This window comes from Lysobacter sp. Soil_N_23 (assembly GCF_057656135.1).
This window is the reverse complement of the sequence record NZ_JBDGKY010000017.1, coordinates 79,721-95,305: the sequence shown is the minus strand read 5'-3', so window position 1 is coordinate 95,305 and position 15,585 is coordinate 79,721. Positions and strand designations below refer to the sequence as shown.

The following is a 15,585-nucleotide window of genomic DNA, read 5'->3' as shown; positions in this document are numbered from 1 at the left end:
CGCCGACCCAAGCTCACTGACGATCTGGGAATCCGAGGGATAACGGTCTGGCGCGGAGTGAAACAACTTACAAGGGATCTGCTTTCGCCGCGTGGCAACAGGTCTCTCGCTGTGCTCGGGACGACATCTGGTGTACTTGTCGAACCCCGGTCCGGTCGTTCGTCTGTACCGTGAAGGCAGGGCAACCGGCCGCCTGCCCGTCATGCACACACCGGAGCGACTCGATGACCGCCACCATTACCGCCTTTGAACGGTCGCCCGACGGCGGCAAGGGTCTGGCGCGTGATACGCGCGTGCGCTGGGCGTTTGAAGAAGTGGGCCAACCTTATGAGGTTCGTCCTGTTTCGTTCCAGGCGATGAAGGAGCCGGCGCATCTGGCGCTTCATCCTTTCGGCCAGATTCCGACCTACGAGGAAGGCGACCTTGTCCTGTTCGAGACCGGGTCGATCGTGCTCCACATTGCGCAGCGGCATAAGGGCTTGCTGCCGGACGATGGCAACGCCCGGGCGCGCGCCATCACGTGGATGTTCGCTGCGGTCAACACCGTCGAGCCGCCGATCCTCGAACTGGCCAACGCCAGGCTGCTGGAAGGCGACAAGCCGTGGAACAGCGAACGGCTGCCTCTGGTCGAGGAGCGTGTCCGAGATCGGCTGAGGCCACTTTCCGTTCGCCTTGGCGAGGCCGACTGGCTCGATGACGCCTTCAGCGCAGGCGACCTGATGATGGTGTCGGTGCTGCTGCGGCTGAAACGATCGGGCATCGTGGACCAGTACCCGAACCTCTCCGCTTATGTCGCCCGTGGCGAAGCGCGGCCCGCCTACAGGCGGGCTTATGCGGCTCAAGCCGCGGTTTTCACGGGTGAACCACCGTCACGAACCTGACTGCGCATGGTGCGCCTCGGGAGGAAGGTTAACGTCGGGCCGCCTTGAGTACATCGTGACGGGGTGATCACGCCACCTGCATGCCAGCGTATGCAACCTATGACGCGGCCTGAACTCGGCCAACCCTGCCTGCCGTACATCGGAGGACTCGATGGAGCCGGTTCGGCGCACTTGCGCGAAGTCCCGTTCCGGCGCCCGCTGTCCGCGCCGGCGTACGCTGTGCGTGATGATCGCGATGGCCCTGGCGACCGCGGCCAACGCGCAGACGGTCATTCCTTCCGGAACCACGCCGGTGGTGCTGACGGCGGGACCGAACTTCACGGTAGAAACGGGGACGTTGATCGACACGCCCGGTGTCGCCATCACCGGAAACAACTCCGCCGTCTGGACGTTGACCAATCGCGGCACGATTATCGGCGCCGTGCGGGGCGTGCAGCTGTCTTCCAGCACCAGCGGGATCCCCCGCTCGCACTTCGACAACTTCGGCACCGTGACCGGCAAAGGCACCGGATTTGACGGCGCCGGCGCCGCAGTGGCGCTGTTCAACGGCGCCAGCCTCTCGAACTTCGGCAGTCTGTCGTCCGTGTCTGACACCGTCTACGCCGAACAACCGGCCATGGTGACCAACAAAGGCACCATCCAATCAAGTATCACGGGCGTCTACTTGCGGAGTGGCGGCACGTTCCAGGGCGAAAGCGGTTCTGTCCGCGCCACTTATGGGGTGATCTTCAACGGCGGCAGTGTCGCCGGTTCCAACGCCGGAGAGATCACCGGCGGCACCGCCGCCGGCAATTACGCGTTGTGGTTGCGTGCCGGAGCCTCAGGGACTTTCACCAACACTGGCACGATCTCCGCTGGAACGGGCGCCTTCATCCAGACCAGCGGCAGCTTGCTGGTCAATCGCAACATCGTCGAAGGAACCGCTGGCACTGCGGTGTCGATCGCTGGCAACGACAACCTGCTGCGACTGGATACCGGCTCCGACCTCAGAGGCAATGCAACGGTCACCAGTGGCAGCGGGAACCGCCTGATCCTGCAGGGCAGGAGTTCCACGGCCACTCCCAACCAGGAAGATGCCAACTTCAACGGCTTTGCCACGTTGACCGTAAACCCATTGGCTGACTGGACACTCACCGGCAATGTCGCCTTGTCGTCGGGCACGACCATCGACCCCGGCAGCAGCCTCACGATCGGAAATGGCATCGCCAGCGGCACGCTCACCGGCTCGGTTGCGAATGCCGGCACCCTGGCATTCAATCCGGCCGGCACCTCGGCATTCGCCGGTGCGATAAGTGGGGCAGGCGCGGTCGAGAAGAACGGCAGCGGCACCATGACGCTGTCCGGTGCCAATACGTACACGGGCGCGACGATCATCCGCGGCGGCATCCTGAAGGCAGGATCCGGCAGCGCGATTCCTGCCGACAACGCCCTGTCGTTCGCGGGCCCGGCTGGAACGTTGGATCTGAACGGATTCAACCTCAGCCTGGCGCGTCTGGATGCCCCGCTCGCCGCCGCGGGCCTGGTCGCATTGGGTGGAGGCAACCTGACTTTGACCGGCGCAGGGCTTGCTGCAGGCGCCACGCCGACCTTCATCGGCTCATTCTCCGGCGCCGGCCAGCTGATCAAGAACGGAACGCATACACAGCGATGGGGAATCTCCGCCAGCACCACGATCGATGCTGCCGTGAATTCCGGCGTCCTCGACGTGTTCGCCGGTGGCAACGGAACAGCGTTCCCGCTTTCAGGGACCATCGCCACCCACGCGGATCTGCGCATCAGCAACCCCGACATACCGGCCGCGTTTTTTCTCGATGCCGATGTAAGCGGAAGCGGCCGCCTTGTCGTGAATGTGAACAATACCAGTGGTTCGCGAGTGATCATGACGGGCACGCTCCGCCAAAATGCCGGAACCGTGGTCGAGAACGGCATTTTGCAGATCGGCAACGGCGGTACGGCCGGCACGCTTGCCAGCAACGTGGAGTTCACCAGCGTCACCAGTTCGCTGACCTACGCGCGTTCCGACGAACAGACATGGGACGCCATCATCGGTGGGCTGGGCTCGCTGTCCGTCCAGAGCGGTGTACTGACACTGGCCGGCGACAACACCTATACCGGCTCCACAGGCGCCAGCACAGGTGGCACCCTGGTGCTCACTGCCCCCGAGCGGATCAGCGGCAGTTCAGTCATTTCCGGCAACCGCGGCATCCTCCGGCTGGCCGGTTCGATGACCTTGCCAAATGCCATTTCAAACACGTTCGCGCCGGGCTTGATCATCGATACCTTCGGCACCGATGACGTGCTGACCGGACCCGTCACCGGTCGCGGGTACTTGCGCAAACATGGTGATGGCAAGCTTACCTTGACGTCGGCCAAGGCCGGGTCTCCATCTCCGTCTCCGCTGATCATCCACGGCGGAACGTTCGAGGTCGGCGACGGCGGCGACATCAATGGCACCAACGTCCAGGACGGCGCCACCCTCGCCTTCAACCGCAGCGACGCCCATACGTACGGCGGCGTGATCAGCGACGCGCCGGCCGACAACATCCTGAATGTCGCGAATTTTCCGGGGCAGGCCGGCGCCCTGGTCAAGGCCGGCACCGGCACGCTCATCCTCACCGCCGACCACACCTTCACCAATGGCACGACGATCAGTGGCGGCACCCTGCAACTTGGCAACAATACGGCCACCGGCAGCGTGCTTGGCAATATCGTCGACAATGGCGCGCTGGTACTCAATCGCAGCGGCGCGGTCACCTTCGCCGGCAACATCAGCGGTACCGGTTCGTTCACCCAGGCCGGCAGCGGCGAACTGACACTCACCGGCACCAGTACCTACGAAAACGGAACCACGATCAACAGCGGTCGCGTGCTCCACCTCGGTAACGGCGGCGCCACCGGCAGCATTGTCGGCGACATCGTCAACAACGGCACATTGATCGCCAATCGCAGCGGCTCGCTGATGCTGGATGGTGTGATCAGCGGCACCGGCACGCTGATCAAGCGCGGCAGCGGCGAGCTGTTGCTGGGCGGCGACAGCACGTTCACCGGCTCGACCCGGCTGGAACAGGGCATCGTGGGCGCCACACAGAGCAGCAACTTCGGCCAGCCGGGCAACTCGCTGCTGTTCGACGGCGGCACGCTGCGCTGGCAACAGTCGTTCTTCCTCGACCGGGCGGTGCAGCTGCTCGCAGGCGGCGGCACCTTCGACAGCAATGGCCTCACCGTGGAACTGCGCACGCCGATCAGCGGCACCGGTGGGCTGACCAAGACCGGCGCCGGCACGCTGGTGCTCAGCCGCGACAACCTCTACACCGGCCCCACCTTGATCACTGCGGGCACCTTGCAGATCGGCGATGGCGGCCCCACCGGCAGCATCCTGGGCAGCATCGGCAATGAAGGCATCCTGGCGGTCAACCGCAGCGACGACTTCACGTTCGATCGCCAGATCAGCGGCAGCGGCAGCGTGAACAAGCTCGGCAGCGGAACGGTGACCCTGACCTCCGACCAGACCTATACCGGCGACACCATCATCAGCGCCGGCGGACTGCGCATCGGCGGCGGTGGCGCGACCGGCAGCATCGCCGGCAGCATCGTCAACAACACCGCGCTGGTGTTCGACCACGGCAGCAATACCCACAACCACGCTGGCACGATCGGCGGCGCGGGCACGCTGGACAAGCAGGGCACCGGCACGCTGACCCTGTCCGGCGACAACGCCTACACCGGCTTGACGACGGTGACGTCCGGCCGCCTCAACGTCGACGGTTCGATCGACGGCGACGTGCAGGTCGGCAGCGGCGCCACGCTCGGCGGCAACGGCACGGCCGGTGGCAGCGGCACCACCGTCTCGGTCGGCAGCGGCGGCCGCCTGTCGCCGGGCACGAGTCCCGGCACGCTCCACATCGGCGGTTCACTGTTCCTCGATGCCGGCGCTCAGCTCGACTACGAACTGGGGCTGCCCGGCACCGTCGGCGGCAGTCAGAACGACCTGGTCGACGTTGCCGGTGACCTTACCCTCGACGGCACGCTCAACCTGTTCAACATGGGCGGCATGTCGCCGGGCCTGTACCGGTTGATCGACTACGGCGGCATGCTGGACGACCAGGGGCTGGAGATTGGCGCATCGTTGCCGGCGCGCTTCGTCCCGACCGATTTCGCAGTCGATGTGTCGGTGGCGGGCCAGGTGAACCTGCTGGCACAGTCGGGCGGTTTCGCATTGCAGCTGTGGGATGGCGCCAACACCGTGCCCAACGCCGCCGTCGATGGCGGCACGGGCACCTGGACGAATGCGCCCACCACCTGGACCGGCGTGGATGGCGCGGTCAACGCGCCATGGCAGAGCGGCTTCGCCGTGTTCCAGGCAACGCCCGGCGTGGTGACGCTCGGCGAGGACATCGCGCTGCAGGGCATGCAGTTCCGCAGCACCGGCTACAGCATCGAAGGCGGCGGCTTCACCCTGGCGGGGGAGCCGGAAACGATCGTCAATGTCGACACGCTCGTGACCGCAACGGTCAACGCGCCCCTTGCCGACGGTGCCAGCGGTCCGGCACGACTGATCAAGAAGGGCTCGGGCCTGCTGGTGCTCGGTGGTGCCAGCACCTACACCGGTGGCACCGCTATCGACAGCGGCGCGGTCCAGATTGCCTCCGATGGCAATCTCGGCGCCGCCAACGGTGCGCTGTCCCTCAACTCCGCCACGCTGATCACCACCGCCAGTTTCACCAGCGCCCGCGCGGTCACCCTCGGTGCCGACGGCGGCAGCTTTGCCGTCGAAGGCAGCAGCACGTTGTCGCTCTCCGGCGCGATCGACGGGCCGGGTGTGTTGAGCAAGGTCGGTACCGGCACGCTGGTACTGGGCAGCAGCAACAGCCACGGCGGAACGTTCATCGGCAACGGCGTGTTGCAGGCCGGCAGCGATGCCAACCTCGGCGCGATCAGCGGCACGTTGGAATTGGGCGGCGGCATATTCCAGCTCGGCGCCAGCTTCGATCCCGATCCGGGGCGACCGGTGGTACTTGGCGAGTTGGGTGGCATGATCGACACCCAGGGATTCACGTCCACCTTCGCCCAATCCATCGGCGGCGCGGGCACGTTGACCAAACTCGGTACCGGCACCCTGATCCTGGCCGGCGACAACGACTATCTGGGCGACACCACCGTTTCCGCCGGCACACTGCAGCTGGGCAATGGTGGCAGTGCCGGTAGCGTCCGCGGCGACATCGTCAACGAGTCGGCCCTGGTGGTGAACCGTAGCGACGCCTTCACGCTGGCCAGCCTGGTCAGCGGCGGCGGCTCGCTGACCCAGGCCGGCAGTGGAACGCTGGTGCTGGATGCCGACCACACCTACACCGGCGGCACCATCATCGCCGCGGGCACGCTGCAGCTCGGCGCCGGTGGCGACAACGGCAGTGTGCTCGGCGATATCGTCGACAACGGTTCCCTGATATTCAATCACGGCAGCAACCGGACCTTCACCGGCACCGTCAGCGGAAGCGGCACGCTCATCAAGCAAGGCAGCAACACGCTGACGCTGACCGCGGCCAACAGCTATTCCGGCGACACGATCATCGCCGAAGGCATCCTCCAGCTGGGCAATGGCGGCGCAGGCGGAACCGTCGCAGGCGCGGTCAACAATGCCGGCGAACTCGCGTTCAACCGCAGCGACGATGTGGTGTTCGGCAATGCGATCAGCGGCAACGGTCGTGTCCGCCAGCGCGGCCCCGGCACGGTCATGCTGAGCGGCGTCAACAGTTACAGCGGCGGCACCTTCCTGGATGCCGGCGTGCTTGCGACCGGCGCCGACAACGCCCTGGGCGAGGCGTCCGGACCGCTGACGTTCAACGGCGGCACGCTGTTGCTGTCGTCGTCCTTCGACAGCGCACGCAGCGTCGTACTGGAAGGCAACGGCGGCACGATCGACGTTCTCGATCGCAACCTGCTTTCCGGCCCGATCACCGGCACCGGTGCACTGAACAAGGCTGGCGGCGGCACCCTGGTGCTGACCGGCGCCGCAGGGCACACCGGCGGCACCACCATTGCCGCCGGCACGCTGCAGTTGGGCGACGGCGGCACGGCCGGGAGTCTGCTCGGCGACGTCCTCAACGGCGGCGTGCTCGCCGTCGATCGCAGCGACGTGTACCAACTGGACGGCAGCGTCAGCGGCAGCGGTTCGCTGACCCAGGCCGGCAGCGGCACGCTGGTGCTGGACAGCGACCACACCTACACCGGCGGCACCACGATAGCGCAAGGCACGCTTCAGCTCGGCACCGGCGGCGACAGCGGCAGCGTGGTCGGCGACATCGTCGACAACGGCGCGCTGGTGTTCGATCACGCCGCCGATCGCACTTTCGCCGGCACGATCATTGGCAGCGGTACGCTGACCAAGCAGGGTGGCAACTCGCTGACCCTGACCGGCAACAACACCTATGCCGGGCTCACCACCATCGCCGGCGGCATACTGCAGATCGGCGCCGGTGGCGCCACCGGCGCCATCGCCGGAGCCGTGGCCAACAACGGCGCCCTGGTGATCAACCGCAGCGGCAGCCTGACGCTCGCCGGTGCCGTCAGCGGCAACGGCAGCGTCCACCAGATCGGCGCGGGCACGGTGACCCTGACCGGCGCCAACAGCTACAGCGGCGGCACGTTCATCGACGCCGGCGTGCTCGGCGTCGGCGCCGATGCCAACCTTGGCGATGCCGCCTCGGCAGTCACGTTCGACGGCGGTACGCTGCAGCTGTCGGCGCGCTTCGACAGCGCCCGTCCGATGCGCATCGACGGCAACGGCGGCACCTTCGACGTGGCCACGCGCAACAAGCTTTCCGGCCCGGTCGATGGCACCGGCGCACTGACCAAGACCGGCGCCGGCACCTTGATCATCAATACCGACGCCGCCTACAGCGGTGGCACCCACGTTGCCGCCGGCACGTTCGTCGTCGGCGACAGCCAGCACCTGCAGGCGCGGCTGTCGGGTGCGGGCGCGGTCAGCGTCGACCCCGGCGCGTCGCTCGGCGGCTACGGCACGGTGGTCGGCAGCGTCGACAACCGCGGCACCCTTGGCGTCGGCAACGCACTGGCGGCGCTGGCGACCGAGCCCGATGCCCAGTTCAACATCACCGGCCCGCTCGTCAACAGCGGCACGATCACGATGGTCAACGGCGCCGCGGCTGACCGTCTCAATGTCTCCGGCAGCTACGTCGCCAACGGTGGCACGCTGGAACTGGAAGCGGTGCTCGACGAGGGCGGCGCGGCCGCGCAGAGCGACCGGCTGGTCGCAGGCAGCGTCGAACTGGGCGGCGCCGCCACGGGCATCGTGGTGCATGCGCTGGCCGGCGGCGGCGCTTTCACGACCGGCGACGGAATCGAACTCGTCGATGTGATCGACCCGACGCGCTCGGCCGCCGGTGCCTTCGTGCTGGCACAGCGCGTCGTATCAGGCCCGCACGAGTACCTGCTGTTCCAGGGCGGCGTCAACGATACGGCCGATGGCGACTGGTACCTGCGCAACGTCGCCCCGGTCGTCGAGCCACCACCGGGCCCAACCGTGGTGACCCCAATCTTCCGACCGGAGGTCGGCGCCTACCTGGGCAATCGCCAGGCCGCCGCGGCCTCGTTGGTGCACACGCTGCATGAGCGCCTGGGCGAAGCGCAGTACGCGGAAGCAGCGAGCGACAAGGATGGATTCCTCGGCTCGGTCTGGCTGCGCGCGCGCGCCGGCAACACCGACACCGGTGCGTCCGACGATGCCATCGACATCGAGGGCGGTCGCACGCTGATCCAGGCCGGCGCCGATCTCGCCCAATGGCGCGTGTTCGGCGACACCGACCGCCTCCACCTCGGTGGCCTGCTGGGCTATGCCCGTTCGGATGCACGCGCCAGTGCCGACTTCAACCCGGCGCGGGCCAAGGGCGACACCGAAGGCACGCTGGCCGGTGTGTACGCCACCTGGTTCGCCAATGACGCCAAGCGCCTTGGCTCGTACCTGGATGCATGGGCGCAGTACGGCTGGTTCGACAACCGGGTCCGCGGCGATGGCCTGCCACAGGTGAAGTACGACTCCGAGTCCTGGGCGGTGTCGCTCGAGTACGGTTATGCGCTGCCCCTGGGGGCGCACCTGGTAGTCGAACCGCAGGTGCAGGTCGTCTACAGCGACTATGGCGCCGGTCGCATCGTCGAGGACAACGGCACTGTAGTACGCACGCTCGATGACAGCCAGACGCTGGGCCGCCTGGGCGCACGCCTGTACCAGCCGCGCGAGTTGACCGCGGACCTGCAGCCGTTCGTCGAGATTGGCTGGTGGCACGGCGACAGCAGTGCGCTGTCGTTCAATGCGGTGTCGGTGGCCGACGATGTGCCGGAGAACCGCTACGTGTTCAATGTCGGCCTGCAGGGCATCCTCGCCGACGGCTGGAACGTGTGGTCGCAACTGGGCGGCGAATGGGGCGGCAGCGGCTACAAGCAGATCAACGGCCAGGTCGGCGTCAAATACAGCTGGTAGGGCCAGCGATTCAGGCGCCGATCCGGCCAGACCCTCCAGCAGCAGCGCTCAATGCGGGCCCAGGCGCGGCCCCGCCGGCCGTGGCGGCGGCGAGGTCGTGCGCAGCAGACTTTCCAGGTTGCGTACGCCGCGCATCGACGAGACCTCGCGCAACAGGTCCTCGAACTCCTCTTCGGCCACGGCGCCCTTGAGCTGCACCCATCCGTCGTGCACATGCACTTCGACGTCGTGCGGATGCCCCACTACGCGCCCGAGCCTGGCGCGGATGCGATCGTGCAGGCGGTCGTCGTCGAGGGGCTCGGTGGACAGGCTGGCGCGTCCGCGCGCGGCGACGCCCTTGAGGCGATCGGCCGCGCGTATGGCCTTGCCACGCACGTAGTGTTCGGCGTCGTGGCCCAACGAAGCCCCACGGTCGCGAATCTGCGCGCGGCGTCGGCGACCGGTGTTGGGATCCATCAGGTACATCGCAAGCGCTCCGGCGGCGAAGGCCAGGGCAACGCCGTACAGCGTCTTCAGCGTGCTCTTCGAGAGCGTGCTCTTCGAGAGCGTGTTCTGCACGGATGGCTCATGCATGGGGCATCTCCAGACTCGGTTTCGCGTGAATGGTGATGCTGCCAAACCTGCCGCAAACAAAGCGCGAAGAAATGGCCACGGTTTGCTTAATGCGCAAAACCGTCGAACGATATCGCTACCTCAGGGCGTCGCGATAGCGCCGACTGCACGGCAGATGACTGCCGTCCTTCAGGTGCACGCGTGCATCGCCACTGTCGAGCGGTTCGATCGAGACGATCTGGCCGAGGTTGACGATATAGCTGCGATGGATCCGGGCGAAACTGCGCGGATCCAGCTGCCCCTCGATGCCGGCGATCGTGCTGCGCAGTGGGTAGTCGTGACCACGAACGCGGAGGTTGACGTAGTTGCTGGCCGCCTGCAGCCATTCGATGTCGTTGGCCGCGACCAGGAACTCACGACCCAGTTTGCGGACCAGGAAGCGTTCGGGCAGTTCGATCGGCTCCACCGGCGGGCCTTCGTCCGGCGCCGCGAGCAGGCTGGCCTCGCCTTGCCAGCGGCGCAGCGTGAAGCGGTACGCCTCCATGGTCAGAGCCATGATCGCGAAACTGCGTACGTCCTTGAGGTACTCGTACAGGAACTGCCTCGCCCAGGGACCGAACTCATACTCCATCCCGTGCCAGCGATAGATCAGCACGCGCAGCGTCACCATCCCGGCCACGTGCACCAGCGCGACGGCCACGCTGGCCAGCAGGTACCAGGGCAGCTGCCGCCGCCAGGTGTCCCAGTGCAGTGGGAATCGTCGGGTGAACCAGGCGATGGCCGGCAGCAACACCAGCAGCCACATCACGCCACTGCTGAACTCCCAGACTGCCGGCTCCCAGGCGAGGATGTCGGACTGGCCGCGGCGGATGTCCATCAGCGTGGTGACGCTGTTGGCTGCGCAGTTGACGCCGATCAGCACCACCCAGAATCCGACTTCGAAACTGCGGCGCCAGGGCTGGAAGCGGCGGTAGGCGGCGTCGGAGGCGGATTCTGGCATTCGCGCATTCTAGGCGAGCCACCGAGTCGACCGTCCCGTGGCCGTCCCCCGGGGTCCGCGGTTCGTCCCTGAAGACCCGCGGATCATCCCCTCGGCGACCAGCAGCGGGTTGGCGATCGTCAAATGGCCCCGGACACAACCTGCCGGAGTACGCCATGGATCGCCGCCACGACCTCGACTGGGTCCGAGTCAGCGCCTTCTGCCTGCTGGTGCTCTACCACGTGGGCATGTACTACGTGAGCTGGGACTGGCACGTAAAGAGCGCATTCGCCAGCTCGGCGCTGGAGCCGTTCATGCTGCTGACCAGCCCCTGGCGGCTGTCGCTGCTGTTCCTGGTTTCGGGCGCGGCCACGTCCTTCCTGCTGGGCAAGGCACGCTCGGGTTTCCTCGGCGCTCGCTCCTGGCGCCTGCTGGTGCCGCTGGCCTTCGGCATGCTGGTCATCGTGCCGCCGCAGGCCTACTACGAGCTGCTCGATTCGGGCTATCCGGGCGGATACCACGACGGCTACCTGGCGTTCTGGGGCCGCTACCTGATGGCCGATAGCACCTTCTGCGACGCCGACGGCTGCCTGATCCTCCCGACCTGGAACCATCTGTGGTTCGTGGCCTACCTGTGGGTCTACACCGTCGTCGTGTGGCTCGGTGTCCGGCTGATGCCGACCCTGTCGGGCCGACTGGGCGAATGGCTGGGCGGCGCACTGTCGGGCTGGGGCGCGCTGGTCTGGCCGGCGCTGCTGCTGGCGCTGGCGCGGGTGACGCTGGTCGCCCGTTTCGAAGCCACCCACGCGCTCGTCGACGACTGGTACAACCATGCCCAGTACTTCAGCGTGTTCCTGCTCGGCTTCCTGGTGGCGCGGTCGCAAGGATTCTGGGAAACGTTGCAACGGCTGCGCTGGTTGTCGCTGATGCTGGCGCTTGCCAGCTATGCGTTCGTCATCTGGTACTTCTACGCCAGCGGCCATGACGACGCGAATCCGGCGCCGGATGCCTTCCGCCTGTTCCAGCGCGCGATATGGTCCTTGAACCAATGGTCGACCATCGCCGCCATCCTCGGCTTCGCGTACCGTTTCCGGCACGCCGACAACGCAGCGCTGCGCTATCTGACTCCGGCCGTGTTCCCGATCTACATCCTGCACCAGACCGTGATCGTGGTTGCCGCCTGGTGGCTCAAGCCGCTTTCGATCGCGCCGCTGGTCGAAGGGCCGTTGCTGGTGGCGCTGACGTTCGCTGCCTGCTTTGCAGGCTACGAAATGGTGCGCAGGGTGGGCGTGTTGCGGCCGCTGTTCGGACTCAAGCGCGCTTCTCCGCCCATGCCAGCAAGGCGTCCAGCGCAGGACACAGCGCCTGCCCCCACTCGGTAAGGCGATAGTCGACCTTTGCTGGCACCTGTGCGTATACGGTGCGAACGACGAGGCCGTCTGCCTCCAGCTGACGCAGTTGCTGGGCGAGCATCTTCTGCGACACACCCGGGATCAGTTTCTCCAGGTCGGAGAAGCGTTGAACCTGACCGCCGAAAAGCTGAAAGACGATGACGAGCTTCCAGCGCCCCTCGAGCATGCGAAGCACGGACTCGACGCCGCTGGCCGCTGTCTCGGGCGTGTACGCTTTCGCACTTACCCTGCGGTTACCCACGTACTTTCTCGTGCGTTATTGCGGTTTCGCAAGCGTATCCGCAGCATCTGGCTACCGCAATCAACCCAGCGAGCCATGAAGATCGACCTTCCAGCGCCTGTGGAACGCTACCTCCAGGCCGATGCCAGCAACAGCGACGAGTTGCTGGGCCAGTGCTTCACCCGCGACGCGGCCGTGGCCGACGAGGGCCGCACCATCCAGGGCATCGACGCCATCCAGGCGTGGAAGCACGAGGTCAAGGCGAAGTATCGCTACCGGATGGAGCCACTGAAGGCATCGCGAGAGGGCGACTCGGTCGAGCTGACCGCCCGGGTGACCGGTGATTTTCCCGGCAGCCCGGTCGAGCTCACCTATACGTTCACCCTGGAAGGTGACCGCATCGCATTGCTCAGGATCCATTGACCACAGGGCACTGCTTATGCATTACCATCGCGATCACGAAGGGGAGTAGCTCCCGCATGCTGTCACCGTCACTACGGGATTCGTCCCCGGTGCAGCAGCAGGTCGCCTGAGGCGACCTGCGAGCAAGACCTTCGCCGTCCCACGGCGAAGGTGCGTCCATCGAATGCACAGGCGTCGTGGCCTTTTCCGCCGCCGCAAACCTCCGTTGCCCATCACCTCGCCCCGCCGCCCGCGGCTGGCATCGTGCGTGTGGAAGCAGGTTCGGCCACCGACCGGCCCACGGCCACCCTGCCCTTCCTACGAGACCCCAATGGACGCCCTACTGAACCCCGAGATCTGGATTGCACTGGCCACACTGACCGCGCTCGAACTGGTGCTCGGCATCGACAACATCATCTTCATCTCGATCCTGGCCGGCAAACTGCCGCCGGAGCAGCGCAACAAGGCCCGCCGACTGGGCATCACCCTGGCCGCGGTGACACGACTGGGCCTGCTGCTCGCCATCGCCTGGATCGTCGGCCTGACCGCACCGCTGTTCTCGGTACTGGGCAACGAGTTCTCCTGGCGCGACCTCATCCTCATCGGTGGCGGCCTGTTCCTGATCGGCAAGGCCACGCACGAGATCCACCAGAAGCTGGAAGGTGCCAGCGAGCACGTCAGCGTCGGCACGGCAACGGCCACCTTCGCCAGCGTCATTGCCCAGATCATGGTGCTGGACATCGTGTTCTCGCTGGACTCGATCATCACCGCCGTAGGCATGGTCGACGAGCGCTGGGTAATGGTCACCGCCATCCTGATCTCGATCGTCTTCATGCTGATGTTCGCCCGTCCGATCGGCGATTTCGTCGAGCGCCATCCGACCGTGAAGATCCTGGCGCTGAGCTTCCTGATCATGATCGGCCTGGTGCTGATCGCCGATGGTTTCGGCCAGCACATCCCGAAGGGCTACATCTACGCCGCGATGGCCTTCTCGGTGTTCGTCGAGATGATCAACCTGTGGGTCCGCAAGCGCGAACAGGCCAAGGTCGTGCCGGTGAAGCTGCACGAGCGGTTCACGGACGACGTGCCGGCGGCGTGATGTCCCAACGCGACCGGCCTTCGAGCCGGCCGCTTTCAACGTACGCACCGACATGGTGCCATACACGGGAGGAACTGGCGCGGGTCAGCGCCCCGGTCGGTGGCGCAGGCAATCCAACTGAGAATCAGTCCGACGGATCTTCCCCAAACAGCGTAGAACTCCGCCCGACGGCAAGCCTTGGCTGCTCGAAGGTTGGAGTCCGATGCTTCACTTTGAGCGACATCGAAGACAACAAATGGGCTGGCTGCGTGCCTCGGTGCTCGGAGCCAACGACGGCCTCATTTCGACCAGCGGCCTGGTGATCGGCGTATCGGCGGCCAATGCCTCCAGCAACGACATCCTGATGATCGGCATGGCAGGCGTGGTCGCGGGCGCCTTGTCCATGGCCGCAGGCGAATACGTGTCGGTGAGCACCCAATCGGACGCGGAGCGCGCCGAAACCGAAAAGGAGCGCCGGGAACTGCTGACTCAGCCCGAGGCGGAACTGCACGAGATGGCCGAAATATACGAAGCGCGCGGTCTCAATCCTGACCTTGCCATGACGGTCGCCCAGCAGCTGACCAGCCACGATGCATTGGCGGCGCACCTGCGCGATGAGCTCGGCATTTCCGACCGGCTCAGGGCACGCCCGGTCCAGGCCGCGCTCTCCTCGGCTGCCTCCTTTTGCGTGGGGGCGAGCCTCCCGCTAACCACCGCGGTGCTTTGGCATGGCCAGCACGGTACTTGGGCCATCGCCGCGGTTTCGCTGCTCCTTCTCGCTGTGCTGGGCGGGACTGCCGCACACCTGGGTGGCGCTCCGGTAGCCAGGGGGGCGCTGCGCGTCCTCATTTGGGGCGCCCTGGCGATGGCGATGACAGCGCTGATCGGCGAACTGTTCGGTTCGCCAGCGACAGGTTGATTCGACCGGCGCAGCGGTATCTCCCGCATCAACGAACGACCACGACCGGCACCTCCGAGCGACTGAGAACCTTGATGGTGACCGAGCCCAGGAACGCCCTCGGTTTCAGTGCCAACCGCATGACGCTGCGCATGACCCGTGCCGATGTTGGCAACTTCCTTTCGATCAAGCTCGAGACGGTGGTCCGGAGCTGTTCCTTCAGCATTGCCTCGCTGAGCCCGCGCAGGCGAAGCGTGATTGCCGCGCAGATATCGTCGGCCGATACGATGCCGACCAGGCGCCCGTCCTCGCGCACCACTGGCAGCCTGCGAACACCGCGATAACGCATGATCTCGATGGCATCGAACGGGTCCTGCAGCTCACGACAGGTAGCAACCGATGTCGTCATCGCGCCTGCCACGGTCACCAATTCCGCGTCGAGACCGGCAGCGACCACCGACAGCACGAGGTCGCGATCGGTCACGATGCCCACCGGAACGCGCTCGTCGCCTGCGACCACGACCAGTGTGCCCACATGGCACCGCTGCATGGCTTCGGCAGCCTGGCGGATGGACGCATTCAACTGGATGCAGGCCACATAGCCTGTACAGATATCACCGACTCGCATAGGTCACTCCCAGGGAGCTCCGACGCGGCCACTATTGCCAT

Annotated in this window: 10 protein-coding genes; 6 read left to right on the top strand and 4 right to left on the bottom strand. The window is 66.1% G+C overall.

Annotated features, from left to right (window positions below; genetic code table 11):
• Nucleotides 1–224 precede the first annotated feature (224 nt).
• Together AC3A3X_RS13355 and AC3A3X_RS13350 are read left to right on the top strand one after the other, a co-directional pair.
• Nucleotides 225–881 carry a glutathione S-transferase family protein gene (locus AC3A3X_RS13355; protein ID WP_487583515.1) on the top strand — a complete coding sequence of 219 codons (657 nt, stop codon included), beginning with the start codon at nt 225–227 and terminating at the stop codon, nt 879–881.
• 226 nt (nt 882–1,107) lie between these two features.
• Nucleotides 1,108–9,375, top strand: coding sequence for an autotransporter-associated beta strand repeat-containing protein (locus AC3A3X_RS13350; protein ID WP_487583514.1), 8,268 nt, complete (start codon nt 1,108–1,110; stop codon nt 9,373–9,375).
• Nucleotides 9,376–9,423: 48 nt separating this feature from the next.
• Here AC3A3X_RS13350 and AC3A3X_RS13345 read toward each other — a convergent pair whose 3' ends face one another.
• Together AC3A3X_RS13345 and AC3A3X_RS13340 are read right to left on the bottom strand one after the other, a co-directional pair.
• Entirely contained in the window at nt 9,424–9,948 is a 525-nt protein-coding gene (locus AC3A3X_RS13345) for a BON domain-containing protein (protein WP_487583513.1), read from the bottom strand.
• Nucleotides 9,949–10,063: 115 nt separating this feature from the next.
• Entirely contained in the window at nt 10,064–10,927 is an 864-nt protein-coding gene (locus AC3A3X_RS13340) for a LytTR family DNA-binding domain-containing protein (protein WP_487583512.1), read from the bottom strand.
• A 155-nt stretch (nt 10,928–11,082) separates the two neighbouring features.
• On the opposite strand from AC3A3X_RS13340, the gene AC3A3X_RS13335 reads away from it, so the two are divergent.
• Nucleotides 11,083–12,288 carry an acyltransferase family protein gene (locus tag AC3A3X_RS13335; RefSeq protein ID WP_487583511.1) on the top strand — a complete coding sequence of 402 codons (1,206 nt, stop codon included), beginning with the start codon at nt 11,083–11,085 and terminating at the stop codon, nt 12,286–12,288.
• Here AC3A3X_RS13335 and AC3A3X_RS13330 read toward each other — a convergent pair.
• Nucleotides 12,218–12,559, bottom strand: coding sequence for a winged helix-turn-helix transcriptional regulator (locus tag AC3A3X_RS13330; RefSeq protein WP_487583510.1), 342 nt, complete (start codon nt 12,557–12,559; stop codon nt 12,218–12,220). The genes AC3A3X_RS13335 and AC3A3X_RS13330 overlap by 71 nt on opposite strands.
• A gap of 75 nt (nt 12,560–12,634) precedes the next feature.
• On the opposite strand from AC3A3X_RS13330, the gene AC3A3X_RS13325 reads away from it, so the two are divergent.
• The 3 genes from AC3A3X_RS13325 to AC3A3X_RS13315 all read left to right on the top strand — a co-directional run bounded on the left by AC3A3X_RS13325 (nt 12,635) and on the right by AC3A3X_RS13315 (nt 14,937).
• Nucleotides 12,635–12,961: a nuclear transport factor 2 family protein gene (locus AC3A3X_RS13325; protein WP_487583509.1), complete on the top strand. Its 327-nt coding sequence runs from the start codon at nt 12,635–12,637 to the stop codon at nt 12,959–12,961.
• A 310-nt stretch (nt 12,962–13,271) separates the two neighbouring features.
• Nucleotides 13,272–14,039 (top strand): TerC family protein, encoded by a 768-nt coding sequence (locus AC3A3X_RS13320; RefSeq protein ID WP_487583508.1) that lies wholly within the window; start codon nt 13,272–13,274, stop codon nt 14,037–14,039.
• A gap of 202 nt (nt 14,040–14,241) precedes the next feature.
• Entirely contained in the window at nt 14,242–14,937 is a 696-nt protein-coding gene (locus AC3A3X_RS13315) for a VIT1/CCC1 transporter family protein (RefSeq protein WP_487583507.1), read from the top strand.
• A gap of 28 nt (nt 14,938–14,965) precedes the next feature.
• Here the strand turns inward: AC3A3X_RS13315 and AC3A3X_RS13310 are convergent, their stop codons facing one another.
• Nucleotides 14,966–15,544: a CBS domain-containing protein gene (locus tag AC3A3X_RS13310; protein ID WP_487583506.1), complete on the bottom strand. Its 579-nt coding sequence runs from the start codon at nt 15,542–15,544 to the stop codon at nt 14,966–14,968.
• Nucleotides 15,545–15,585: the final 41 nt, after the last annotated feature.